Raw genomic sequence first — 24,867 nt, 5'->3', positions numbered from 1 at the left:
CAAAGCCTGTTCTAATGAGCAGGCTTTTTTTATGATGTTCAATTAAATTTCAATAAAAAAAGATGCATTTTTATTTGTCAATTCAAAATAAATAATAACTTTGTATCGCAAAGTACTTTAATTATGAATCAAAAGCACCAAGAAGATTTAGCACATATTCGTTCCATGATGGAACGCTCTTCCAGATTTATATCATTAAGCGGACTTTCAGGAGTTTTCGCAGGTCTTTCAGCGTTAATTGGCGGACTGTATACCTATATGTTACTTGAAACTAGAGGAATAGGATATTTTAGAGGTCAGGATGTAATTCTTCCTGAAAATTTGGTTTCTCATTTAATTTTGACTGCTTTAATAATTTTACTGTTTGCTTTAACATTTGGAATTTTCTTTACCATTAGAAAAAGTAAAAAATACAATTTACCAATTTGGACTTCTGCTACTAAAAATATGTTGTTTAATTTGGCCGTGCCGCTTGCAGCAGGCGGGATATTTTGTATCGCTTTACTGTATCATGGAAATTACGGTTTTATAGCACCGGCTACTTTAATATTCTACGGACTTGCGGTTATAAATGCCGAAAAATATACTTTTTCTGATGTAAAATATTTAGGCTTTTCTGAGCTTTTATTAGGGTGTATTTCTCTTTTCTATATTGGATATGGTCTGATATTTTGGATAATAGGATTTGGTATCTTGCATATCGTATATGGATTAGTGATGTTCAAAAAATACAAATAATCCAATGGGAATTATTGACAAACTAAATAAAGATTTTGAAAGCCGTGTCAGATTGGGTATAATGTCCGTTCTGATGGTTAATGACTGGGTAGATTTTACCGAGATGAAAACGCTTTTAAATATCACCGATGGTAATTTAGCAAGTCATTCTTCTGCATTGGAAAAATCCCAATATATTGAGATTAAAAAGGAATTTGTGGGTAAAAAACCAAAAACATCTTATCAGGTAACACCTTTAGGACGTGCGGCTTTCAAGGAACATTTGTCCTATCTTGAAAAATTAATGAAATCGTAACAACTATATTTTTTTGCTTAAAAACTTTGAATTACAAAGTACTTTATGAAATTTAAAAACCTTTAAAAATGAAAAAACATAAAATTATTTTGGCTTGTACAGCAGTATTTGCACTGCTTTTTTACAATGAATCAGTTGGAATCAATATAGCTATTTTCGGAGTAGTACTTACTCTGTTAATTAGCTATTTTTTTCAGGAGAAATTTGTAAACAGATCACATCTTGTATTGGTAATGACCTCAATTTTGTCCTGCTTTGCCTTTGCCTGGTATGGAGACGGCGCCTCTTTTTTTGCGTTAGTATTTTCAATTCTGTTTTTACAGTTTAAAACGCAGGATGGAGAACTTAAAATGGTGCAGATTTTTCCACTCATTTTTTTAAACGGAATTACTTCTCTGGGACGCATTTTTATATTTAGTCAATGGCTTCCACAACAAAAAATTCACAATGATTTTGCCAAGAAGTTAGTAGCTTTTGTAGTTATTCCCGCAATCTTCCTTGGATTGTTTTTTATCGTTTATTCTTTTGGGAGCAATCATTTCTCTTCATTATTTACAGATTATACATTAGATCTTGATATCGTACAATTAGTATTGATTTGTATTCTGGGATTTTATATTTCGTTTAGTTTTTGGAATTATTGGGTTCCGGACGTCTGTTATCAATTGAACCCAAAACTGAATAATGAATTCACGAATATGGCTGAAATAAAAACCCAAAGTACTTTTACATTTCTTGATCTTGACTTCGAAAGAAAAAGCGGTGAAATCACTTTATTTCTTTTAAATATTATGCTGTTAGCTTTTATCGCAGCTTATAACTACGAGCAGTTCTTTGAAGTTGTCGAAAAAACAAATTTAAGTGCAGACACACACGAGCGTGTAAATGCAGTTATTTTTTCAATCCTGATGGCAGTTGGCGTAATCCTGTTTTATTTTAAAGGAGGTTTTAATTTTGATGAAAAAGCATCCACATTAAAAAAACTAGCTAAAGTATGGCTTGTCCTCAATATTATTTTAATACTGAGCACAATTATCAAAAACTCTGAATATGTGTCCTTTTACGGTTTAACTTATAAACGTCTTGGTGTTTATGCTTTTTTAATTTTAGCAATTATCGGACTTATTTATTCTTTTCTGAAAATTACCAAACAAAAAACAAATGCTTATTTATTCAATCAAATGGTTTGGTATTTTTACGGAACAATCCTGATGTGCAGTTTTATAAATTGGGGCAGTTTAATTACGAATTATAATATTTCTGTCAACAAAGGAGTAGAACCAAAATTCTTAAGCAGTTTAAACTTTAATGACGATACCCGAAGAGATTATTTCTTAAAAAACAATTTAAACGGAGGCAATAATGAAGCGATGAGAGAAGAATTAATTTCAGATTATCAAAATAACAGCTTCTTGTCTAAAGCTTTATATTATGAGTTTTTGAATCATCAAAATAAATAAAAGCAAAAGTCCCGTTTGTGATTTGCAAACGGGACTTTTTATATTTAATTATCGCCTCTTTTTCTAAATCGGGGATCGTGTTTCGAAATAAATGTTGTTCTTCTGCCTGAGGTTTTATTCGGACTTTCGACTTTTGGCAGACTTGCTTCTTCTGTTTTACTCGAAGGTTCAATTAACTGATTCAGTTCTTTTATTTCAGCATCGGTTAAATCACGATAACGGCCAACCGGAACATCGAGAGAAATATTGATAATTCGGATACGTTTTAACGCTGTAACTTCATAACCCAAATATTCGGCCATTCTTCTAATCTGGCGGTTTAGTCCCTGCGTTAAAATGATTTTAAAAGTATACTTGCTGATTTGTTCTACTTTACACTTTTTAGTAACCGTATCCAAAATCGGAACTCCGTTACCCATTCTTTGTATAAATCGGTCTGTAATTGGTTTGTTTACAGTAACCGTATATTCTTTTTCGTGATTGTTTCTGGCGCGTAAAATCTTATTTACAATATCGCCGTCATTGGTCATAAAAATTAATCCCTCACTCGCTTTATCCAGTCTTCCAATAGGAAAAATACGTTTTGGATAATTAATATAATCCACAATATTATTCCGAACTTCCAAATTAGTCGTGCATTCGATTCCAACAGGCTTGTTAAATGCCAGGTAAATCATTTTTTCGTGCTTTTCCACGATTAATTTTCCATCTACGCGTACTTCATCATATGGTGAAACTTTAGTTCCCATTTCCGGTACGACTCCGTTTATTGTCACACGTCCTTCTTCAATTAATTTATCGGCTTCACGACGGGAGCAAAAACCTGTTTCAGCAATAAATTTATTAAGACGTTTAAGATTATCTTCCATACTGCAAAAGTAGCGAAAAATTAAATTTTAGACTTCAGATTTCAGATTTTAGATTGATGAAAATCTCTGCTGTCCTCTGGCGCCTCTTTTCTTTCGAACATTCCATAGTCGCGTTTTACATCTGCAATTCTCAAATGATAATCTTTAAAAACTTCATTTCTGCCTTTATATTGGGCATATCGATGCATTTCAAGATTTCGCCATTGCTGAATGCTTTCTTCATCTCTCCAAAAAGACAATGACAAAACTTTGTCAGGATTGGTAAAACTCTGAAATCTTTCGATCGAAATAAAACCGTCAATTTTGTCCAGTTCAGGTCTTAATTTTGCGGCAATGTCCAGATATTCTTCTTTTTCTCCTTCATTCGGAATGACTTCAAAAATTACTGCTATCATATTTTGTTATTTAAAAGTGAAATCCAAATTGCTTTTGGCAGTCTGGCGTTTATCATTGGTTCATATTCGGTTTTAGTTTCTAAAATCGAAATTTCGTAATTGCAAAGCAAATAGTATAAAACGTCGGCTGTCAGGTTAATCGAAAAATACTTCGCCAGGCACATATGTCCGCCCGTTCCAAAAGTTAGGTTTTCGTGATTGTTGCTTCTTTCAGGATCAAAAATCATCGAATTTATAAATTGTTTCGAATCCAGATTGGCTCCTGCCAAAACAACTAAAATGAAATCGTTTTTCTTAATTGTAATTTCACCTAAGCTGATATCTTCCACAGCAACTCGTCTCGTATTATGAATCGGCGGATCAAATCGCAAAGTTTCTACAACGAATTTTTGTATGCGGTTTTTATCAATTTCGATTTCAGCGCTATTTTCCTGAGAAAAAATCTGCAACAAAGAGTTACTCAAAAGTCCTCTGCAGGCATCATAGCTTTGAATAAACAATCCGATTAAATTACAAATACAAATTGAAATTGCTTCTTCTGATGAAATACCATAGTTATTAGAGATTTTCTCAATCAGCGTTTTATAAAACGAAAGTGTAACAATATGATTTTCTGTAATTGTATAGATTTTTTCTGAAACTTCATTAATAATGTTTACATCTTCAACCGTTTTATTCGGCTGCATTATTTTTACAATAACGGCTATTTTTTCAACAATAAAATTTGAATCGGCGTCATTAAAATCAAAGCTTTTTAAAACAGTCAAAACCGGTAATTTTTTGCAGACCAAATCAACCCAGTTTATTTCCTTTTTGTTTTGAAGTAATTCCTTCATAATGACATCAATTCCGGCATTTTTCATGTTTGAAAATAAAATAACAGCGGTTTCTTTTGCAATTTCATGTTGAATTCCGTCAGATAATCGGGCGAGATTTTTAATTATTTCTACTGCAAATCGATTAAGATCTCTATTTGAAGGGAATGCAGGAACATGTGAATTTGTATTTCTTAATATGGCTGAACAATACTCATAAGAATAAACAGCCCATATTTTATTGGTTTCATCCCAATAAACAGGATTTTCTTCTATCATTTTCTGATAAAATGAATAAGGATTTTCGATTTCTGATTGTAGAAATAAAGATGACATGATGAATTGTTTTTAGCAAAGTTATTTAACTTTACAAACGAATACTTCAGTCTTGTTTTAACTATGATTGCATAAAATGGAAGATCAATTTATAAAAATAGCAGCATTAATCGGTGATCCAACCCGTGCATCTATTATGTGGACTTTGCTTGACGGCAAAGCATTCACAGCAACCGAACTTGTTATTTCAGCAAATACATCGCCGCAAAATATGAGTATGCATCTCGCTAAACTTTTGGATGCGGGCTTGCTTTGTGTAGAAAAACAAGGGCGTCATAAATATTATAGATTTTCGAACAAAGAAGTTGCGTATGTAATTGAATCCATGGCAAGTTTGATTCCGCCGTCACTTCCGCAGAAAAAGAATCCGGAAAAACATTCGCCAATAAAACACTGTAGAACCTGCTACGATCACTTGGCCGGGAAAATTGGTGTGGCTGTCGCCGAAAGCCTTTTAGAACAAAAAATTATTCTCGATTCTGATAATAAGTTTGAAATAAGCAGCGAAGGAGCAGAATGGTTTTCTGATTTTGGAATCAATCTTGAAGAACTTAAAAAGCAAAGACGTTTATTCTTAAAACCATGTTTAGACTGGAGCGAAAGGAAAAATCATATCGCGGGTTCGATTGGTGCTTCTTTATTAGATAAAATGATTGCCGAGGATTGGCTGCGAAGAACCAAAGATTCCAGAGCAATACAAATTACCGGAAAAGGAGAAAAAGAACTTTTAAAACATTTTAAAATCGTCGTTTAGAAGAGATTTTTTTTGATAAAAACTTAGAACCTTAGCAGCTTAGAGACTCAGAACCTTTAAAAAGTTACTTTGAACCTTTAGGGAAAAGAAACTCAATTACTTTCTCATACAATTCATCATCGTGCATTCCGTGTCCTAGACCATTAGTCTCAATAAACTGACTGTTTTTCCAGTTGCTGGCTATTTTTTTTCCTTCTTCAAAAGCGACGATTTTATCTAAAATATCATGGGCAATAAAACCGGGAACGGTAAACTCTGATGCAAATTTCTGTCCTGAAAATTCATCCAGTTTGAAGTTGAAACGATTTATAAATTTACTTTCTAAAAGCGGTAACATTTTGGTATTTAAACTCAGCATAGAAATATAATTATCAATCAAAGTTTTTAAATCAGATGGAGCGCCAAGAATAACCATTTTGTTTATACTCGTATTCGGAAATAAATATTGATGATAAACGCAGGCTGCGCCGCCAATAGAATGACCAATAATAATTTCAGGCTGATATTTTTCTACGGCCTTATTAATAAATTCCGCATAAAGCGGAACATTAAATTCTTTACCGCTGCTTTGCCCGTGAGCAGGTGCGTCAATTGCAATTATAGTACTTCCGGATTTTTGTAAATGGGGCAGGGTTTTTTTCCATCGGGAAGCATTACTTTCCCATCCGTGAACGAGTAAAATTTTGGTTTCATTCCCTTTCCAGATATAGGTTTGAAAATGATGTTCGTTATGATGAAAAATTTCTGTTTCGGTATTTCTTAAAACTTTTGGAAGTGTTTCTTTTTTTAATCTCCCAATTCGGGGCTGGCTAAAAAGTGCATAAGAAAGTTCCATGGCTTTTTGCGGACGCACGTAACTCAAAAAGTTAATATAAGATCCAACTGATTTTAATGTAATAAAACGAATTCCTTTTTTAATTCCCAAAACTTAAATTTTTTCTAAAGGTAAAAAGGTCTGCCACGAATTTCACAAATTTTCACAAATTTTTTATTTGGAGTATTGTTAAAAAAATAATTAGTGAAAATTTGTGTAATTCGTGGCAAAAAAAATAGGCAAAAAAAATCCCGATAAGAATCGGGATTTGATATTTAGATTTTTGAGAACAATTGTTCCATTTTTTCTTTTTCTTCTTCAGCTAATTGAGTATCAACTAAAATTCTTCCGGAGTGCTCATCAGTAATAATTTTTTTTCTGGAAGCAATCTCAACTTGTGTTTGCGGCGGAATCGTAAAGAAAGATCCTGCAGAAGCTCCTCTTTCGATAGAAACTACAGCTAATCCGTTACGAACACTGCTTCTGATTCTGTTGTAAGCAGCTAATAATCTGTCTTCGATTTGTGCAGCAAACTCAGCAGATTTCTCAGACAAGAAGATTTCTTCTTTTTGAGTTTCGGCCATAATTGCATCCAATTCAGATTTTTTATGTTTTAAATGAGAGCTTTTAGCATCAAGTTTTTCTTTTAAATTAGAAATAACTTCTTTTTTGTGCTCGATAGAAGCTTTCATCTCTTTGATTTGCTTTTCAGCCAATTGAATTTCTAATTCCTGAAATTCAACTTCTTTAGTTAAAGAATTAAATTCTCTGTTATTACGAACTGATTCTTGTTGTTTAGTGTATTTTTTGATAACCTCTTTATGCTCCTCAATAGCAATCTTTTTTGCTTTGATTTGCTCCTCAATCACCTCAAGTTCACTTTTCAGTTTCTCTGAACGAGTGCTCAAACCTGCAACTTCATCTTCTAAATCTTCAACCTCTAAAGGAAGTTCTCCTCTAACGTTTCTGATTTCGTCAATTCTAGAGTCAATAAGCTGTAAATCATATATTGCTCTTAACTTGTCCTCAACACTTAATTCTTTCGTATTCGTCATATTCTATAAGTACTTAACTGGATTTGTATTTTCTTCCGATAAAATGATCGCAAAATTAAGAATTTTTTTTCGAAGATAATCAACAATATAGTTTTTTGTATAGCGTTCGCTCTCAAAATGACCAATATCTGCCAAAAGTAACTTATTTTCGGCTTCATAAAATTGATGATATTTTAAATCGGCAGTTAAAAAAGCATCGGCTCCGGCCTGAATTGCATTTTGGATGGCAAAACTTCCTGAACCGCCCAGAACGGCTACTTTTTTTATTTTTTTTCCTGTAAAGGCAGAATGACGGATGCCGCGTGCAATCATGTTTTCTTTTACATACAAAAGAAATTCTTTTTCCTCCATTTCATTTTCCAGTTCGCCAATCATTCCCAAACCAATATTTGGATGTGAATTTTGCAGTTCGTATATTTCATAAGCCACCTCTTCATAAATGTGATTGCTTAAAAGGGCTTTTAAAACGCTGGATTGTAAATGCTTTTCAAAAATAACTTCAATTTTAATTTCGGTTCCGGTATGTAGTTTTCCTTTTTCGCCAATTGTAGGGTTACTTTTTTCATTTCCTTTAAAAGTAAAAAAGCCTTCTGAATTAAAACTGCAGCTGTCATAATTGCCAATTGTTCCTGCGCCGGCTTCAAACATTGCATTTCGAATTTTTTCAGCATTATCAGGAACGGTATAAGTAATTAATTTTTGAAGAAATTGCTGTTTCGCAATCAATATTTTAGTATTATTTAATCCTAAAGCATTGCTGAAAATTTTATTAACGCCCTGCGAATGATTGTCTAACGCGGTATGAACAGCATAAATGGCAATATCATTTTTGATGGCTTTTAAAATAGCGCGTTCGACATAATTTTTGCCTGTAATTTTTTTAATTCCTGAAAATAGAATGGGATGAAAACAAACCACAACATTACAGTTTTTAGTTTTTGCTTCGTCAATTACGTTTTCAAGTGCATCATGACAAACTAAAATTCCGGTACTTTCTGTTTCCGGATTTCCTACCAGGAGCCCAACATTATCAAAATCTTCTGCATAGGCGAGTGGTGCCATTTCTTCTAGTACGGTTATGATATCTTTGATTTTCATTTTTTTGGTGTCATTTCAAGTTTTTGATTTCAGGTTTTTAACAGATGTTTAAACCTAAAAACAAATTAACGAAAAAAATTATACTTTCGTAAAATGAACTTACTCCGAAAAATACTTTTCCCTTTTGCCATTTTATACGGCTTTATAACCTCAATTCGTAATTTTCTTTTTGATAAAGGAATATTGAAATCGACTTCATTTAATGTACCGGTTATTGCTGTTGGAAATTTAAGCGTTGGCGGAACCGGTAAAACGCCGCAAATTGAATATTTAATTCGCTTGTTGTCGGACAAATATAAGGTTGCAGCTTTAAGCCGCGGCTACAAAAGAAAAAGCGAAGGATTTGTTTTGGCAGATGAAAATTCAAATGCTGAAATTCTAGGAGACGAACCTTTTCAATTTTATCAAAAATTCCCCGATGCTCAGGTTGCTGTTGATGCAGATCGTAAAAACGGAATTACCCAATTGCTTTCACAGAAAGAAAAACCACAGGTTATTTTGTTAGATGATGCTTTTCAGCATCGAAAAGTCAAAGCCGGATATTATATTTTGCTCACTTCTTTTGATGATTTATACGCAGATGATTGTATGCTTCCGACAGGAAATTTAAGAGAAAGCCGAAGCGGTGCAGAAAGGGCAAATATCGTTGTGGTTACCAAATGCCCAAAAGAGCTGTCTGAACAGAAACAAGAAGAAATCCGTTTAAAACTGCATCTTAACTGCTCGCAGCAAATCTTTTTTAGTTTTATCGATTATGATACCGTAATTTATGGAAAAGATAAAAAAATAGAAGTTGACGAAATTAAATTGGAATCTAAATTACTTTTGGCCGGAATTGCAAAACCAAAACCTTTTTTTGATTATTTAAAAAATGAAGAGGATGAATGCCTGACTTTTCCGGATCATCATCATTTTTCTGACGCAGATTTAGAAGCAATTCAGAGCAAAGCAAATGGAAGAAAAATAATTACAACTGAGAAAGATTACGTTCGTTTAAAGGATTCTAAATTAATTTCTCAGTTATATTATTTACCTATAAAAAGTACTTTTATAAATCACCAGCAAAATTTTGATTCGTCTATTTTAGAATATATTAAAAAGACTCCGGCATCTTAGAGGAATCAAAAAACTTTGCGATTGTACTGTAAAATTCGTCAGGGGCAAAAGGTTTGGTAATTACATCGTTCATTCCAAAAGATAAAAGCATATCGCGGTTTTCGTCAAGCGAAATTGCGGTAAGTGCAATAATTGGAGTTATTTTATCAAAATCTCTAATTTGCTGTGTAGCAGTAGTTCCGTTGATTCCGGGAAGGTGCACATCCATTAAAATCATGTCAAAATGCTTAACTTTTAAAAGTTCAACGGCTTCTTCGCCATTATCAATAATTTCACAATGAATTGCTTTGTTTTCAAGCATTTTTCGTGTTATCATCTGGTTGATTTTATTGTCTTCAATCAATAAAATTGATTTATGCTCTAACTGCTTGTCGCTGTATGGTTTTTCTTCTGTAATAGCTTCCAAAGGTTCGTTGTTGATTTTAAAATTTAATTTGAAAGTAAAAGTCGATCCCTTTCCAACTTCACTTTTTAGTTTGATTTCGCTGCCAAGAAGTTCAATTAACTTTTTAACAATTGCCAGGCCTAATCCAGTTCCGCCATATTTTCGGTTTACTTCGATGGAACCTTGAGAAAAGCTCTCGAAAACAGTTTGTAATTTATCTTCGGGAATACCAATTCCTGTGTCGACTATTTCAAAATAAACAATTGCATTTTCTTCTTCCTGTGAAAATAATTTTGCAATTACATTTACATGTCCGTTTTCAGTAAATTTTAAAGCGTTGTTTATTAGGTTTAATATGATTTGAGAAACTTTAGTAGGGTCGCCGATTAATATATTCGGAATTGAATCGTCTATTTCCAGATTAAAATAGTTTTTATTGACGGCTGCCAATTCTTTTAAAGAACTCTGAATATTGAAAAGCAGCTCTTTTAAATTAAAACTTATGTTTTCAATTTCAACTTTTGTTGAATCGATTTTATTAATCTCGAGGATTTCGTTTATAAAAGTAGTTAAATAATTTCCTGAAAATTTTAGGGATTCCAGATATTTAAGCTGTGTTTTTTTTGGATTGTCTTCCAGAAGTAAATGCGTAATTCCGTTAATTGCGTTGAGCGGAGTCCGGAGCTCGTGACTTACGGTAGATAAAAATTCAGATCTGGCTTTTGAGGCTTTCTCGGCTTTGTTTTTGGCTAAAATCAGTTCTTTGTTTTTTTCTCTTAAAATTAAATTATTCTGATTTCGAATAATATTATTTTTATACAAAGCCAGACTCAAAAGCGATAGGATTGAAATCAGCGCAATAGCCAGAATACTGACTAATTTAGAATACCGATACGTTTTAAGCTGAATTTTTTCTTCACTTTGTCGTTTAAGGGTATTGTTTAAAGATTGATTTTTTTTGAATTTTTCAAATTCATTATTATCAATTTTGGCATTTTTTAATTTCAGGATATAATTTTCTAACTGATAATGTTCATCCAGATAAGAATAGGCCAGATCAAATTTGCGGTTTTGTTTGTAATATTGACTTATGGCTAAAGTAATTTTTGATTTTTGCGAAAGGTCATTCGTTTTATCAGTATAATCTAAAGCCTTGTTAAAATAAATTATTGCAGAATCATTCCGTTTAAGTTTTGCTTCAATCAATCCAAGCTGATAATACGCCTCGCTTTTTGTTTTTAAAATCGAAGGATTATCAGGTTTCTTAATTATTTCATGGAAAGTTGTAAGGGCCGAGCTTCGGTTTTTGTTATAATAGGAAATGCTGTCTGTATTCTGGTTGTTTTGAGAATACAAAAAGGAATAAAAAAAACAAACTGCAAATAAAATATAGCATTTCATATATGGCAGCGTATTTATAATGAATTTTATTTTTTTCTGATCAGTAAAATCAAATCAATTAATCTTGATGAATAGCCAATTTCATTATCGTACCAACCCACAACTTTTACCATTTTGTCAATAACAGAGGTTAGTTGTGCATCAAATAAACATGAATGTGTATTGCCAATTATATCAACTGAAACGATGGGATCTTCGGTATAATCCAGTATTCCCTTTAAATTTGTTTTTGAGGCGTTTTGAAATGCAATGTTAATTTCTTCAATAGTAACGGCGCGCTTAACATTAAAAGTGATATCTGTTAACGAGCCATCGGGAACTGGAACACGAATGCCGCAGCCTCCTATTTTTTCATGCAATTTAGGAAAAATTTTTGTTAATGCCTTAGCTGCACCTGTAGTAGTTGGAACAATCGACTGACTTGCACCTCTTGCCCTGCGTAAATCCTTATGCGGCTGGTCGTGAAGGCTTTGGTCTGTTGTGTAAGAATGTATTGTTGTAATGTAAGCTTGTTCAATTCCGCATAATTCCTCGATAATTTTTATCATTGGTGCAGCGTTGTTTGTGGTACAGCTTGCATTAGAAACAATGGTTTCTGTTCCGTCTAAAATATTTTCATTTACTCCAAGAACTACTGTTTTAATAGTATCAACTTCTGAAGGGGCAGAAAGGATTACCTTTTTTGCTCCGGCTTCAATATGCCCATTTAATTCTTCGTGTGTTTTGTATTTTCCTGTTGATTCAATTACAAAATCAATCGACTGACTTTTCCAGTCCAGATTTGAAATGCTTTTTTCATGAAAAAACGAAAAATGTTTGTTATCTACAATAATGCCGTTTTCATCATAACTTACTGCAAAAGGCAGGACTCCATGAATACTGTCGTATTTTATTAAATGCGACATTGTTTTATTATCTGCAATATCATTAATTGCAACAACTTCAATTTCAGGGTGGTTTAATAGAAGGCGAAATAAATTTCTGCCAATTCTTCCAAAACCATTAATGGCAATTCTTGTTTTCAATTCTGGTTTATTCGTTAGTTTGTTTAACCGTTAAAACCGTTTAATCGTTTAATTGTTGAACTTTTAACCTATCTCTGATTAAACGATTAACCATTAAACGATTAAACCTTTTTATAAAATATGTTTTTGTGCTTTGTATGAAGAACGCACAAGCGGTCCGCTTTCTACATGACGGAAACCTAATTCAAGACCAAATTTTTCGTATTTGGCAAATAATTCAGGAGTTATAAATTCTTTTACCGGTAAATGTTTTTTACTTGGCTGTAAATATTGTCCAATAGTTACAACATCAACATTTGCATTGCGTAAATCTCTCATGGTCTGGTATACTTCTTCTTCGGTTTCACCAAGACCAAGCATAATTCCGGATTTAGTTCTGTTTATTCCTTTTTCTTTTAGGTAGCGTAAAACTTCAAGACTGCGATCGTATTTTGCCTGAATACGAACTTCACGCGTTAATCGGCGAACGGTTTCCATATTATGCGAAACTACTTCAGGATTTGCTTCTACAATTCGGTCTATATTTCTTTCTATTCCCTGAAAGTCCGGAATTAAAGTTTCAAGTGTAGTTTCAGGATTCATTCTTCGGATCGCTTTTACAGTTTCCATCCAGATAATCGAACCGCCATCTTTTAAATCATCTCTGTCAACACTTGTAATTACAGCATGTTTGATGTTCATGATTTTTATAGAACGGGCTACTTTTTCAGGTTCATCCCAGTCTACAGTTTCAGGTCTTCCGGTTTTAACGCCGCAAAAACCACAAGAACGCGTGCAGACATTTCCAAGAATCATGAATGTTGCAGTTCCTTCTCCCCAGCATTCTCCCATGTTTGGGCAGCTTCCGGAGGTGCAAATAGTATTTAAGCTGTATTTATCAACCAAACCACGCAGTTCAGTATATTTTTGTCCTATAGGTAATTTAACCTTCAACCATTTAGGTTTTGCAGGCGGTATGTTTTCAATGACTGTTTCCATATATCATAAATCAGAATACAAAGATACGGAATGTAGTTTATTTGATAATGCTAATTTGCTTTTCGTTTGCTTTTAGTGTTTGCTTATAATATTTAATATTTTAAGTTAAATGCTAATAATTTGATTTTAAATGAATTTAGGTTTTGCTTTTTTTGGTTTTTTCTTAAAATATTGATATTTACACCTGATTTTTAAATATTAAATTTCACCTTATTCTAATACAAATTTGGCTCATTGAGATAACGTAAAATTTACGCTGTAATAATTTTGCTGTTAATTTAATAGTTTGAAAACATGAAAAAGAAATTTATTGTATTAGGTATTTTATTCGCGGTCTTTAGTTTGGCTGAAGTGAATGCACAAGTCCTTTCAGATAAAGCTATGGGAGCTTTAGGGAAAGGCGTTTCAGGATTTACTTTTAGCGATGCAGATGCAGCTGCTCTGGCCAAAGAGTCAATTGCAGAAATGGATGCCAATAATCCTGTTGCCGGACCTGCAGATGGTTATACTTTGAGATTAAACCGCTTATTTGGAAAACACACTTCAACCGAAGGTGTGACTTTAAATTATAAAGTATATTTAGTAAAAGATATTAATGCTTTTGCATGTGCTGACGGAAGTGTTCGTGTATTTGCAGGTTTGATGGATATTATGGATGATAATGAATTGCTTGCGGTTATTGGTCATGAAATTGGACACGTTGTAAATCATGATACCAGAGATGCAATTAAAGCTGCTTATAGAAAAGAAGCCTTGTTAGATGCAGCTTCATCGCAATCAGGAAAAATTGAAACTATGACAAAATCTCAATTAGGACAATTAGGAAGTGCGATGATCGATAGTAAACATAGCAGAAAACAAGAGTCTGAAGCCGATTTGTTTTCTTATAATTTTATGAAAAAAAATGGTTATGATGTCAATGCAGTAGAATCAGCTTTTAGAATTCTTCAAAATCTAAGCGAAGGAGCAGAGGCATCTTTTATGACTAAAATGATGAGTTCGCATCCTGATTCTGGAAAAAGAGCAGATGAGGCTAAGAAAAGAGCAGTAAAAGACGGTTTGTATAAAGAATATGTACAACAGAAAATTGTAAATACTGCACCTGCAAAAACAAAGGCGAAAGCTGCTGTTAAAAAGACAGCAAAAAAGAAGTAATTTTTATACAAAAATGTAAAACCGGTAATACTGCAGTATTACCGGTTTTTTTTTGATTTAGAGATTAACAATGATTAAAAAGACGTTTATAGCTCATTTAAAATTTATACCTTTAATTGTTAAAAAAATGAACCTTGAGTGAAATGAAATAGCATTATGTTATTTACATTTGTTGTTAAATTGTAATTATAAAAACATGAAAAAAAGATTTATAATAGTAGCACTATTTGCAGCATTTGGTTTAACCAAAATGAATGCACAAATTAATTTTGGTGAAAAAGCAATAGGTGCAGTTCAAAAAGGTGTTGCAGCTTTTACTTTAACAAATGCCGATGCTGCAGCGCTTTCAAAAGAAGCGGTTCGAAAATTAGATTCGACTAATCAGGTGGCAGGACCAAATGACGGTTATACTTTAAGATTAAACCGTGTTTTTGGAAAACATACTGCAGGCGAGGGTTTTACTTTAAATTTTAAAGTATACAAATTAAAAGAAGTTAATGCTTTTGCAACTGCAGACGGAAGTGTTCGTGTGTATTCCGGTCTAATGGATATTATGGATGATAATGAACTGCTGGCAGTAATTGGTCACGAAATAGGCCACGTAGCAAATAATGATTCAAGAGATGCAATGCGTGCAGCGTATCAAAAAGAAGCACTAATTGACGGAGCTTCTTCTCAGTCTGCTAAAATTTCTGCTGTAACAGACAGTCAGTTAGGGAAAATTGGAAGTGCTTTAATCGATAGTAAACACAGTCGTAAACAAGAAACGGAAGCCGATTTGTATTCTTATAATTTCTTAAAGAAAAACGGTTACAATGTAAATGCTGAAGAATCTGCTTTTAGAATTTTGGCTAAAATGAGCGAAGGTGCTGAAGCTTCTTTTATAGATCAAATGATGAGTTCGCATCCTGATTCTAAAAAAAGAGCCGATGATGCAAAAGCAAGAGCTGAAAAAGATGGTGTTTATAAACCGTATGTTCAGCAAAAGATTGACAATACAGTTCCTAAAAAGACTGCTGTTAAAAAGAAAACGACAAAGAAAAAATAATTTTTTTGACTATTATAAAAAAAACCGGCAAATCTCGATTTGCCGGTTTTTTTTGTTTTATGATTTAACCTAAAACGTGATGTGCCAAAACTTTCTGAACATCGTATACGTTTACAGATTTATTAAATTGTTTTACAATACTTGGGTTTAATTCGCTCGAAACCCAGATTTTCAATTCAGCGTCAAGATCAAATGTTCCGGCAGTTTCTACGCTAAAACGGGTAATGCTTTTGTAAGCAATAGATTTATATTCGGTTTTGCTCCCTGTTAATCCTTGTACATCAACTAAGATTAATCTTTTGTTTGTAAAAATAAAAGTGTCACGAATTAGTTTAAAACCCATTTCGATTTCTTCATTATCAGTCAAAAGCTGACCGTATTTTTTAAGTAAATCTTCTTGGCTGACAGTTCCTGCATTGCCCATAAGAGCTGAAAATATTCCCATTTTAAATGTTTTTAGTGATTAAATATCTTGTAAAAATAAGCAAAATGAAGAATAAAAGAATTTTTCTAACCATTAAGGGATTAAGAAAATTAAGTAGAATTTCTTTAAATCAGGACTTAATCTCTTAATGTCGGGATTTATTTTTGAACATAAAAAAAGCAGAACCTAAATTCTGCTTTTCTATTTTTTATTTTTATTCGGTTTCTCCTGTTTTAATAGTTATCGGAAGATTGTAGGCAGTTCTAACTGGTTTTCCTGCTAATATTCCCGGAGCCCATTTTGTTTTTAATGATTTTAAAACTCTGACAGCTTCTTTACCCATTCCAAATCCCGGATCGTTTTTAACCACAATATCTGTCATTGTCCCGTCTTTTTCTATTACGAACGAAACGTATACTCTTAAAGTTCTTTCTGCATCCATTTCTGGTTTAGTAAAATTATTACCAACATATGTATAGAACTTTTTAATTCCTCCGGGGAATTCTGGTAATTTGTCTAAAGCAACTGTGTTAACAATAGAGTTTCCATCGTCACCAAGTGGTGTTTCTACTACTTCTCCGCCATGAGTTCCCGGTACTGCATTTACAATTGTTCCTTCTGTTCCATTAGTATTGTCTACATGAGCATTGTTTTCAACGTTAGGAGCAATGTTTTGTGTTGCCTGATCTGTAGGCACAATAACCGGATTTGTCAATTGTGAAGATGTTACTGGTGCAGCCGGTGCAGTTGACTGCACTGGAGGAGCAATTGGGTCTTTGATTTTAGGTTTTACAATATCCGGTAATGTAATTGGTGTTATTGGGCAAGAAATAACTGTGGGATCATTTACCGTTGTCTGCGTTCTAAATTTACTAATCAGCATCGATACACTTCCTAAGGCTGTTAATAACAACAATGCCATAAATAAAGCTGTTACTGTTGTTTTAGAATTTTCCTGACGTAATTGATACGCTCCGTACTCTTTGTTTTTGTTTTCGAAAACAAGATCTATCCATTTGTTTTCGTAGATGCTTAATTTAGTCATGATTTTTGGATTTTAAGGTTAAGTACTTTTAAATCATAAGCGATAGGAGTTGGGTTTTAGCAAACAACGCAGGAGTTGTTGTTTTAGTGTGTGAATAAATTAATTTTTTAAGATAAAATATGATTATATCTTATTCTTTTTCTAAAGATAATAAATTATCTATTACGTTCAATGATTTCTGCAAGTAATTTTTTAGCGCGTAGTAATTTCACTTTTACATTGCTTAGAGGCTCATCAATTTTGTCAGCAATTTCCTGATAGGACATTTCCTGAAAGTAACGAAGCTGGATTACCTCCTGATAGTGTGGTTTTAATTCTTTAATGCATAAAAGCAAACGGGAGAGATTTTGCTCTTTAATTAATGCATCTTCTGCAGATGGAGTAGTATCGGCAATATTGTATGCCTGCTGGTCTTCGGTATCCGTAATTTCTATAAAAAGATTGGTTTTCTTTTTACGTAATAAATCAATGTATACATTTTTTGCAATAGCAATAAGCCATGTATTGAATTGAAATTCCGGATTATAAGAAGCTATTCTGTCAAAAGCTTTTGAAAAAGTTTCAATAGTAATATCTTCTGCGGTAGTTTCATTTTCTGTACGTTTAAGCATGAAGGCATAAACTTCATTCCAGAAATAATCTAATAAAAAAGTAAAGGCGACCTGGTCACCTTTTTTTGCTTTTTCTATTTTAGAATTTATTTCCAATATACAGGTTTTGAAAAGAGATTAGTTATAAAGATATTAATTTGCGTCATAATAAGCGCAATTTCCAGAACAGGAAACCAAATTTTAATATCATTTTCTTTTAATTTTCCTGCAGAAAAACCAATTACAGTCCAAACTACAGTGTAACGAGTGGCTAAAATAGCCGTAACAGCAATCCATTGAAACTGGAAAGCCAATAAAACTATAACAGATAAAAAGAAAAATAATTGTGATAAAAAGAAAAGCCCCAGCTGAAATTTATCAAAAAACTTATAATATTCTGCAGTTGAAATGTGTCTTCTTTTTTGTGTAAACCAGTCTTTATAAGATTCTTTGGGTTTTGAATAAGTAAAACTTTCGGGAATATAAGACATAGTAGTATTTGATTTGTTTGCTGCCTGATTTATAAATAAATCATCGTCGCCGGAACGAACCTGAATATGATCAATAAAACCGTTTACATTAAAAAATTCCTCTTTTTTATAAGCAAGATTTCGGCCAACGCCCATATACGGAAGACCGGCTTTTGCCCACGAAAAATATTGAACAGCAGTTAAAACCGTTTCAAAACGAATTATTTTGTTCAATAAAGAATTTTCTATTTTTTCATAACCTCCATAACCCAAAACAATAGTTTTTTCTGCGGTAAATTGAGACGTCATTGTTGTAATCCAGTCTTTTGAAACCGGATAACAATCAGCATCTGTAAACAATAAATATTCTTTTTTTGCGGCCTTGATTCCTAAAGTTAAAGCATACTTTTTGTTTCCCCAAAAAGCTTCATTGTTTTCAACTTTAACCAGACGGATGTTGGAATATCTTTGCTCAAATTCTTCGAAAACTTCAAGTGTTTCGTCGCTTGAAGCATCATCAATTAAAACAATTTCAAAATCAGGATAATTTTGTTCTGCTAATAACGGAATGAATTTCTTTACATTTTCTTCTTCATTTTTTGCACATACAATTACAGAAACCGGAATGTTTTTTGGTGTCACATCCTGAGGTTTAGCAAAAGCAAACTTTCCAAAGATTCCCAAATAATAGAAAAGCTGGATAAAAACAATAGCAATAAAGAAGTAAAATAAAGTTATAAGCATATAATTTTAATGTCTGTTAATATTGAATTTTTGCGACAACAAAGGTAGTTATGAATTACTAATTTTCAATGTTTAATCCTAATTACTTTCGGCATTTCGACATTTCTTTTGCAACAGCAATAGATTGAGGGTTTTCTGTTTTTTCTAATTCAGAAATAATGTTTTTATAATTATGATCGTCACGGTTTTGAGAAAGTTTTTTTGTGGCCTGGATTTCGTCAATTTCTATTTCAAAACCAAAGATTCCTCTTGCTTCACGCATTGTTTTTTCAGACAGATCTTCAACGCGAACAGGATTTTCAGAATTTGCTTCGTATTTGTCGACCAGTTTTTTTAATTGTTCGACAGCAGCTGAGTAATCAACAATTTTAATTCTTCCATAAACATGTACGGCTATATAGTTCCATGTAGGCACATTTTCATGATCGTACCATGAAGAAGAAATGTAACTGTGCGGCCCGGTAAATACTGCCAAAACCTGATCATTTTCTGCAAAACCTTCAGCTTGTGGATTTAACTTAGAAATATGACCCTGCAGGATTTCTTTTCCTTCATCATTGATTTCTAATTCTATAGGAATATGTGTGGCGCATAATCTGCCGTTGGTTTGGTTAATCAGGATTCCAAAACTGTTTTCTTTTAAAAAAGTTCTGATCGATTCCGGATCTTCGTTTTTGTATAATTCTGGTGTATACATTTTGTGAGTTTATTTAAAGATGGTCCGAAACAAATAGCAGTGGAAATCTTTATAAATATTATTAAATAGAAAATCGGCAAAAAGAATTCTTTCTGTGACTTCTAAAACGAAGATAAAGATTTGCAGACAATTCCTTATATAATTAACAGTACTTTTTCATCATTGGATTTGTCTTTTTTGTGAAAATAGTTTCTGTTCTTATTTTAGGCTCAGCTGAGTTTTTTGGAGTTTAAATAAATCTTAATTACGCTGAAGTATAGAATGGCAACTCCAATAAAAGTAAAAATGATTCCTTCGGTCAAACATTGTGTCCCAAAATCATTAGATAAGCACGTTCTGACCGGACGGAATAATTGTGATATTACTCCTTTTCTAAAAAATTTAAGTCTCAAAAGAATGTATAAAACGATCGCAAGTATAATAATGTTTAAAGAAGAAAGTTTACTTTTCCAATTTACAAATGCCATAATGGAAATGCCAATTAAAGAACCTAAAAAAATCCATACGTAAACATTCGGCCAAAAGTTAAAAATACCTTCTTTTGTTGGCAGGAGACTGTTCCAGTATTGTGAGTTTTTGTATTGAGCATGTGTTTGTGCCCACATGATTTTTTCAGAAACTGTATAAAGTTTAAGCTGTAAAATACCATTAATCAGGAAAATCATTCCTAATATTTGCAGTAATATAACTTTGATATTCAATTCTTTCATTAATGGTAGTGGTAAGCTTTGTAAAATATACGTTTTAAATCACGTTCACTTCTGCTTCAATTTGTATACCAAAAATATCAAAGACAGTCTTTTGAACTTCTTTCGAAACGGCTAAAATTTCCTGACCGGTTGCATTTCCATAATTTACTAAAACCAAGGCCTGATTTTTATGTACGCCGGCATCACCAAAACGTTTTCCTTTAAATCCTGCCTGTTCAATCAGCCATCCTGCAGGAACTTTTACTTCAGTTGGAGAAACTTCATAAAACTTCATTTCAGGAAATTTTTGATGGATTTTTTCGAAATCAGATTTCAATAAAATGGGATTTTTAAAGAAACTTCCGCTGTTTCCTAATTCTTTTGGATCAGGTAATTTGCTTTGTCTGATTGCGATTACAGCATTGCTGACATCTTTCAAAGTTGGTTCTGAGATATTGTTTTTAGCCAATTCAGCCAAAATATCACCGTATGAAGTATTGATTTTATGATTGCGTTTGGTGAGTTTATAAATTACAGATGTGATTATAAATTGATCTTTTACTTCATTTTTAAAAATACTTTCACGGTACCCAAAACTGCATTCGGCGTTAGTAAAAGTTTTCATTTGCTGCGTTTCAATATGCATTGCTTCGCAGGAAACAAAAGTATCTTTAATTTCAGTTCCGTAAGCCCCAATATTTTGTACAGGAGTTGTACCGACATTTCCGGGAATTAAAGACATATTTTCTAATCCGCCAAAATTGTTGTCAATTGTCCAAAGAACAAAATCATGCCATGTTTCTCCAGCCTGACTTTCAACCCAGACAAAATCATCGTCTTCTTTGATTATTTTTTTGCCTTTTAAATCAATATGAATCACCAATGCATCAATATCTTTGGTTAAAAGCATGTTGCTTCCGCCTCCCAAAATAAATTTTTTCTCGTTTTTGTTTTCTTCTAAAATAGTTTTCAATTCAGCAATTGAATGAACTGCAGCGAATTGTCTGGCTTTGGCTTCAATGCCAAAAGTATTATAGTTTTTTAAAGAAAAATTGGATTGGATTTCCATAAATAAAAGGCTTTTTAATCTGTGTCAAAAGTAAGGATTATAATTTTTGGTTTAACCGCAAAACTGGCAAAGTTTTAAGCGCAGTTTGTCTAACTTTGTTATTTAATTACTTTCGGGAATCAAGTAACTCATGATATTTCTCTGAAATAACTTTCATATTTATATCATAATTAGCATTTTCCTCAACAAATTTTCTGTTCTGAATAATTGCCTGATTTCGGGATTCAGTATTTTCAAAAGACCAGATTAATTCTTCTGCCAGCATTTCAATATTGTCGATTTCAATTAATTGTCCGTTTTCGCGATGGGTGATCCAGCTTTGATTTCCTGCAATATCAGAAACTACGGGGTAACAATTACAAGCCATTGCTTCAAATAAAGATGCCGAAACGCCTTCCGTAATTGGCATGCTGATGTAAATATTGGATTGCTGTAATAATTTAGGAAGTTCAGTATTCGGAATTCTTCCGGTAAAAATTACTTTGTTTTCAATTTGTAATTCTTTTGCTAAATCTTTTAAAAATTGCAAACGAGTTCCGTCTCCTACAATCGTCAAAGAAAAGTCAATTCCTTTTTGATGTAAAATTCCAAAAGCTTTTAAAATAGAATCATGTCGGTATTCCGGCTGCAGCGAACGTGTTACAATCGCTTCAATTTTATTCGAATTATTGGTTGAAGGAGTAAAAAGAGATAAATCAATTCCCTTCGGAAGTACTAAAACTTTACTCATATCTACGCCGGTTTCTTTCATAGAAATGGTCATAACAGGTCCCCACGCATGAATTAAATGTGCTTTTTTGAAGGCGTACTTCTGAATAAATTTCTTAAACGGATATAAAACAGAAGTTTCCGGCCATAAATCGGTTCTGCCTTGCTGGGCGACGGCAATAGTTTTTGAACCTGATAAAGCAGCTAAGAAACCATAACTGGTAGTCCTTTCGGCAATAACCATATCCGGTTTTTCTTTTTTAATTATTTTCCGAATAGCAGCTGGAGCAGAGAAATACTCTAAAATACGTTTGAATCTGTTGAGTTTTGAATTATTTGGAGTTTGAAGTTCCCAGGTAATAATTTCAAAACCGCCAAATTCCTTTAAACCTTTCATCCAGGTTATGGCATCGGCGCGGTAAGATTCTCCAAGAAAAAGTATTTTCCTTTTCATTCAGTTATTGTTTTTGCCACAGATTAAAAGATTAAAAGAATTTTTGCTGTTGCAAAAAAATAATCTGTGAGAATCTGTGAAATCTGTGGCAAATAAAACTAAAATTATTCAGTTTCTAAAGCGCGGTTTATAAAATCGTTTAAAGGTTTTAACGCGATCAGTTTCTGAGTCATTTTCTTTACGAAGTCTTTTTTGGTAACTTCGGCAATGTCATATTTTTGAGTTGCGGTAAAGCTCTTTAATTTTAAAAACTCATTTGCCGGATGGTCTTTTTCGTAACCGCGAGGCATGCTTTTAAGTGAATTGTTTTCGTTTATGTCTAAGTTTCCAAATTCTTTTTGGAAGTTTTTATCATTTAAAATCTCCTGCAGATCATCATAGAAAAAAGCGATTTCTTTGCGGACTTTTTTCAGATCTTCTGCATCTGGTGAATAAAATCCGCCGGCAATAAAACTCGCCCCTTTTTCAATGTGTACGTAATAACCGGAACGATTGGCGCCTTTTGCTCCGGCAGAAAGCCAAACGCCCAGATGTGCTTTGTAAGGCGATTTATCTTTTGAGAATCGAATGTCGCGATTAATTCTAAAAGTACAATCTTTAATTTCCAGCAATTCCAATGAAGGATCAAGCGGTTTCATGGCATCCAGAAATTCACTCACAAGTTGATGGTAATCTTTTTTGAAGATTTCATAACGTTTTTTATTGTCCTGAAACCATTCCCTATTGTTGTTCTTTTTTATATCGTCTAAAAATTGCAATGATTCTTTTGTTAGCATAGTCCTAAATTTAATTGCAGTTGTTATAATTTTTTGTTAGGCTAATTTAAGGATTTCCATTTTGGAATTGATTAAGAAATCTGATACAAATTGTATCAACTTTGTCAAAGTTTCAAAATTTAATTATTTGCCACAGATTAAAAAGATTAAAAGGATTTTTGCTGTTGCGGAAAATTAATCTGTGAGAATCTGTGAAATTTGTGGCTAAAAACTTCCTTTTGAAACTGATTGATAAAAAAAATTACGGCAGAGTAAAAATCACAAATTGAAAATCTTATAAGTTTGATGCGTCGATTTTACAATCGCTTCTGTTCGTTCCGGATGCGTGTCTGAAATAAAAAGCTGGCCAAAAGTTTCGCTGTTAACCATTTCGACAATTTTTGCAACACGGGTTTCATCGAGTTTATCAAAAATATCATCAAACAATAAAATAGGTTTTACACCGCTTTGTTTTTTCAGGAACTCAAACTGAGCCAGTTTCAAAGCAATTAAAAATGATTTTTGCTGTCCTTGCGATCCGAATTTTTTTATCGGATGCGAATCAATTTCAAACGACAAATCATCTTTATGTATTCCTGATGTTGTATAATGCAGCGCTCTGTCTTTATTTATGTTTTCCTGTAGTAAACTTAAAAGGTCTTTTTCGAATAAATGGCTTTCGTAAACCAATTGCACAGATTCTTCAGAACCGGTTATAGCCTGATGGTGGTTATTAAATATAGGTATAAATTGTTCCAGGAAATCTTTTCGCTTTTCAAAAATTGACTTCCCATATTCATTCAGCTGCTCATTATATATAGATAAGGTATCGTTGTCAAAAGTATGATTGAGCGCAAAATATTTCAAAAGCGCATTTCGCTGTACAATTACTTTTTGATATTGTATAAGCTGATGCAGATAAGCCGAATCTAACTGCGAAATAACACTGTCCATAAACTTACGGCGTGTTTCGCTTCCTTCAACAATTAAATCGCGGTCGGCAGGTGAAATAATTACCAGTGGAATAAAACCGATATGATCGGAGAATTTATCGTATGCTTTTCCGTTTCTCTTTAAAACCTTTTTCTGACCTTTTTTTAAACTGCAGACAATTTGCTCTGTCCGGTCATTTTTTTCTAATTCGGCATCAATAACAAAAAACTCTTCTCCGTGCCTGATATTTTGAACCGCAAGCGGATTAAAATAACTTTTCCCGTACGCCAAATGATAAATGGCATCGAGTACATTTGTTTTGCCAATTCCGTTTTTACCAACAAAACAATTGATCTTGATGTCGAAATCAAAACTGGCTTCGGAGAAATTTTTATAGTTGAATAAAGAAATTTTGTTTAAATGCATTTTTAAGAGACTCTAAAAGGTAAAAGTTACTGTTTCGGAGCAGTAAAAATTTGAGGGTGCAAATTATCGAAAATTATCGATATAATGGGCTTTTGGCTCTTTTCAAGTTGATTTATTTTAATGCTG

26 protein-coding genes are annotated in these 24,867 nt (G+C 32.9%); 7 read left to right on the top strand and 19 right to left on the bottom strand.

All coding sequences use genetic code 11. The annotated features are described in order from the left end of the window. Positions 1-123 precede the first annotated feature (123 nt). From ASE21_RS18420 to ASE21_RS18410, 3 genes are all read left to right on the top strand, one after another. Entirely contained in the window at positions 124-738 is a 615-nt protein-coding gene (locus ASE21_RS18420) for a hypothetical protein (RefSeq protein ID WP_057124185.1), read from the top strand. A 4-nt stretch (positions 739-742) separates the two neighbouring features. Beyond that, on the top strand, positions 743-1,033 hold the full coding sequence (locus ASE21_RS18415) for a winged helix-turn-helix domain-containing protein (RefSeq protein WP_057124184.1): 291 nt from the start codon (positions 743-745) through the stop codon (positions 1,031-1,033). Between the two features lie 68 nt (positions 1,034-1,101). After that, positions 1,102-2,493, top strand: a complete 1,392-nt coding sequence (locus tag ASE21_RS18410; protein WP_057124183.1) for a DUF4173 domain-containing protein — start codon at positions 1,102-1,104, stop codon at positions 2,491-2,493. Between the two features lie 44 nt (positions 2,494-2,537). Here the strand turns inward: ASE21_RS18410 and rluF are convergent, their stop codons facing one another. From rluF to ASE21_RS18395, 3 genes are read right to left on the bottom strand one after another with little or no spacing between them, the layout of a single operon-like run. Further along, positions 2,538-3,362, bottom strand: coding sequence for a 23S rRNA pseudouridine(2604) synthase RluF (gene rluF, locus ASE21_RS18405; protein WP_057124182.1), 825 nt, complete (start codon positions 3,360-3,362; stop codon positions 2,538-2,540). A 41-nt stretch (positions 3,363-3,403) separates the two neighbouring features. Then, a complete protein-coding gene (locus ASE21_RS18400) occupies positions 3,404-3,757 on the bottom strand; it encodes an antibiotic biosynthesis monooxygenase family protein (RefSeq protein ID WP_057124181.1) in 354 nt (117 codons plus the stop codon). Beyond that, positions 3,754-4,908, bottom strand: a complete 1,155-nt coding sequence (locus tag ASE21_RS18395) for a cytochrome P450 (protein WP_057124180.1) — start codon at positions 4,906-4,908, stop codon at positions 3,754-3,756. The genes ASE21_RS18400 and ASE21_RS18395 overlap by 4 nt, the downstream gene beginning before the upstream one ends. 76 nt (positions 4,909-4,984) lie before the next feature. On the opposite strand from ASE21_RS18395, the gene ASE21_RS18390 reads away from it, so the two are divergent. Continuing rightward, complete coding sequence (locus ASE21_RS18390; RefSeq protein ID WP_057124179.1) at positions 4,985-5,662, top strand: ArsR/SmtB family transcription factor; 678 nt, start codon at positions 4,985-4,987, stop codon at positions 5,660-5,662. Between the two features lie 64 nt (positions 5,663-5,726). Here ASE21_RS18390 and ASE21_RS18385 read toward each other — a convergent pair whose 3' ends face one another. The 3 genes from ASE21_RS18385 to ASE21_RS18375 form a co-directional block, all read right to left on the bottom strand. Then, entirely contained in the window at positions 5,727-6,587 is an 861-nt protein-coding gene (locus ASE21_RS18385; RefSeq protein ID WP_057124178.1) for an alpha/beta fold hydrolase, read from the bottom strand. A gap of 164 nt (positions 6,588-6,751) precedes the next feature. Then, positions 6,752-7,531: a zinc ribbon domain-containing protein gene (locus tag ASE21_RS18380; RefSeq protein ID WP_057124177.1), complete on the bottom strand. Its 780-nt coding sequence runs from the start codon at positions 7,529-7,531 to the stop codon at positions 6,752-6,754. Between the two features lie 3 nt (positions 7,532-7,534). Beyond that, positions 7,535-8,629, bottom strand: a complete 1,095-nt coding sequence (locus tag ASE21_RS18375) for a Nif3-like dinuclear metal center hexameric protein (RefSeq protein ID WP_057124176.1) — start codon at positions 8,627-8,629, stop codon at positions 7,535-7,537. 93 nt (positions 8,630-8,722) lie between these two features. Between ASE21_RS18375 and lpxK the strand changes: the two genes are divergently transcribed. Beyond that, on the top strand, positions 8,723-9,745 hold the full coding sequence (gene lpxK, locus ASE21_RS18370) for a tetraacyldisaccharide 4'-kinase (protein ID WP_057124175.1): 1,023 nt from the start codon (positions 8,723-8,725) through the stop codon (positions 9,743-9,745). Here lpxK and ASE21_RS18365 read toward each other — a convergent pair. The 3 genes from ASE21_RS18365 to lipA form a co-directional block, all read right to left on the bottom strand. Continuing rightward, positions 9,723-11,531: an ATP-binding protein gene (locus ASE21_RS18365; protein WP_242410303.1), complete on the bottom strand. Its 1,809-nt coding sequence runs from the start codon at positions 11,529-11,531 to the stop codon at positions 9,723-9,725. The genes lpxK and ASE21_RS18365 overlap by 23 nt on opposite strands. 26 nt (positions 11,532-11,557) lie before the next feature. Next, the gene (gene gap, locus ASE21_RS18360; protein WP_057124174.1) at positions 11,558-12,556 is read right to left on the bottom strand and encodes a type I glyceraldehyde-3-phosphate dehydrogenase; all 999 of its coding nucleotides are present in this window, start codon (positions 12,554-12,556) and stop codon (positions 11,558-11,560) included. A gap of 111 nt (positions 12,557-12,667) precedes the next feature. Continuing rightward, positions 12,668-13,534 carry a lipoyl synthase gene (gene lipA, locus ASE21_RS18355; protein ID WP_057124173.1) on the bottom strand — a complete coding sequence of 289 codons (867 nt, stop codon included), beginning with the start codon at positions 13,532-13,534 and terminating at the stop codon, positions 12,668-12,670. 294 nt (positions 13,535-13,828) lie between these two features. Between lipA and ASE21_RS18350 the strand changes: the two genes are divergently transcribed. Both ASE21_RS18350 and ASE21_RS18345 read left to right on the top strand, forming a co-directional pair. Further along, positions 13,829-14,689, top strand: coding sequence for a M48 family metalloprotease (locus tag ASE21_RS18350; protein ID WP_057124172.1), 861 nt, complete (start codon positions 13,829-13,831; stop codon positions 14,687-14,689). A gap of 196 nt (positions 14,690-14,885) precedes the next feature. Beyond that, positions 14,886-15,737, top strand: coding sequence for a M48 family metalloprotease (locus ASE21_RS18345; RefSeq protein ID WP_057124171.1), 852 nt, complete (start codon positions 14,886-14,888; stop codon positions 15,735-15,737). 64 nt (positions 15,738-15,801) lie between these two features. On the opposite strand, the gene ASE21_RS18340 is transcribed toward ASE21_RS18345, so the two are convergent. The 10 genes from ASE21_RS18340 to recF all read right to left on the bottom strand — a co-directional run bounded on the left by ASE21_RS18340 (position 15,802) and on the right by recF (position 24,741). Then, entirely contained in the window at positions 15,802-16,182 is a 381-nt protein-coding gene (locus tag ASE21_RS18340; RefSeq protein ID WP_012022332.1) for a PH domain-containing protein, read from the bottom strand. Between the two features lie 193 nt (positions 16,183-16,375). Next, a complete protein-coding gene (locus ASE21_RS18335) occupies positions 16,376-17,206 on the bottom strand; it encodes an energy transducer TonB (RefSeq protein WP_057124170.1) in 831 nt (276 codons plus the stop codon). A gap of 155 nt (positions 17,207-17,361) precedes the next feature. After that, positions 17,362-17,913, bottom strand: a complete 552-nt coding sequence (locus ASE21_RS18330) for an RNA polymerase sigma factor (RefSeq protein ID WP_057124169.1) — start codon at positions 17,911-17,913, stop codon at positions 17,362-17,364. Next, positions 17,904-19,010 (bottom strand): glycosyltransferase, encoded by a 1,107-nt coding sequence (locus ASE21_RS18325; RefSeq protein WP_057124168.1) that lies wholly within the window; start codon positions 19,008-19,010, stop codon positions 17,904-17,906. Before ASE21_RS18325 ends, ASE21_RS18330 begins: the two co-directional genes overlap by 10 nt. Positions 19,011-19,092: 82 nt before the next feature. Further along, positions 19,093-19,707, bottom strand: coding sequence for an FMN-binding negative transcriptional regulator (locus tag ASE21_RS18320; protein ID WP_057124167.1), 615 nt, complete (start codon positions 19,705-19,707; stop codon positions 19,093-19,095). A 209-nt stretch (positions 19,708-19,916) separates the two neighbouring features. Continuing rightward, entirely contained in the window at positions 19,917-20,417 is a 501-nt protein-coding gene (locus tag ASE21_RS18315; RefSeq protein WP_057124166.1) for a hypothetical protein, read from the bottom strand. A gap of 34 nt (positions 20,418-20,451) precedes the next feature. Continuing rightward, on the bottom strand, positions 20,452-21,465 hold the full coding sequence (gene murB / locus ASE21_RS18310) for a UDP-N-acetylmuramate dehydrogenase (RefSeq protein ID WP_057124165.1): 1,014 nt from the start codon (positions 21,463-21,465) through the stop codon (positions 20,452-20,454). A 106-nt stretch (positions 21,466-21,571) separates the two neighbouring features. Beyond that, positions 21,572-22,627 carry a glycosyltransferase gene (locus ASE21_RS18305; protein WP_057124164.1) on the bottom strand — a complete coding sequence of 352 codons (1,056 nt, stop codon included), beginning with the start codon at positions 22,625-22,627 and terminating at the stop codon, positions 21,572-21,574. A 104-nt stretch (positions 22,628-22,731) separates the two neighbouring features. Next, positions 22,732-23,403, bottom strand: coding sequence for a DUF2461 domain-containing protein (locus ASE21_RS18300; RefSeq protein WP_057124163.1), 672 nt, complete (start codon positions 23,401-23,403; stop codon positions 22,732-22,734). A 258-nt stretch (positions 23,404-23,661) separates the two neighbouring features. Continuing rightward, positions 23,662-24,741 (bottom strand): DNA replication/repair protein RecF, encoded by a 1,080-nt coding sequence (recF, locus tag ASE21_RS18295; RefSeq protein ID WP_057124162.1) that lies wholly within the window; start codon positions 24,739-24,741, stop codon positions 23,662-23,664. Positions 24,742-24,867 lie beyond the last annotated feature (126 nt).

The sequence above is a fragment of the Flavobacterium sp. Root901 genome, assembly GCF_001429765.1.
In the GTDB taxonomy this organism is placed as follows: Bacteria; Bacteroidota; Bacteroidia; order Flavobacteriales; family Flavobacteriaceae; genus Flavobacterium.
This window is presented reverse-complemented; position numbering and strand designations above follow the sequence as displayed.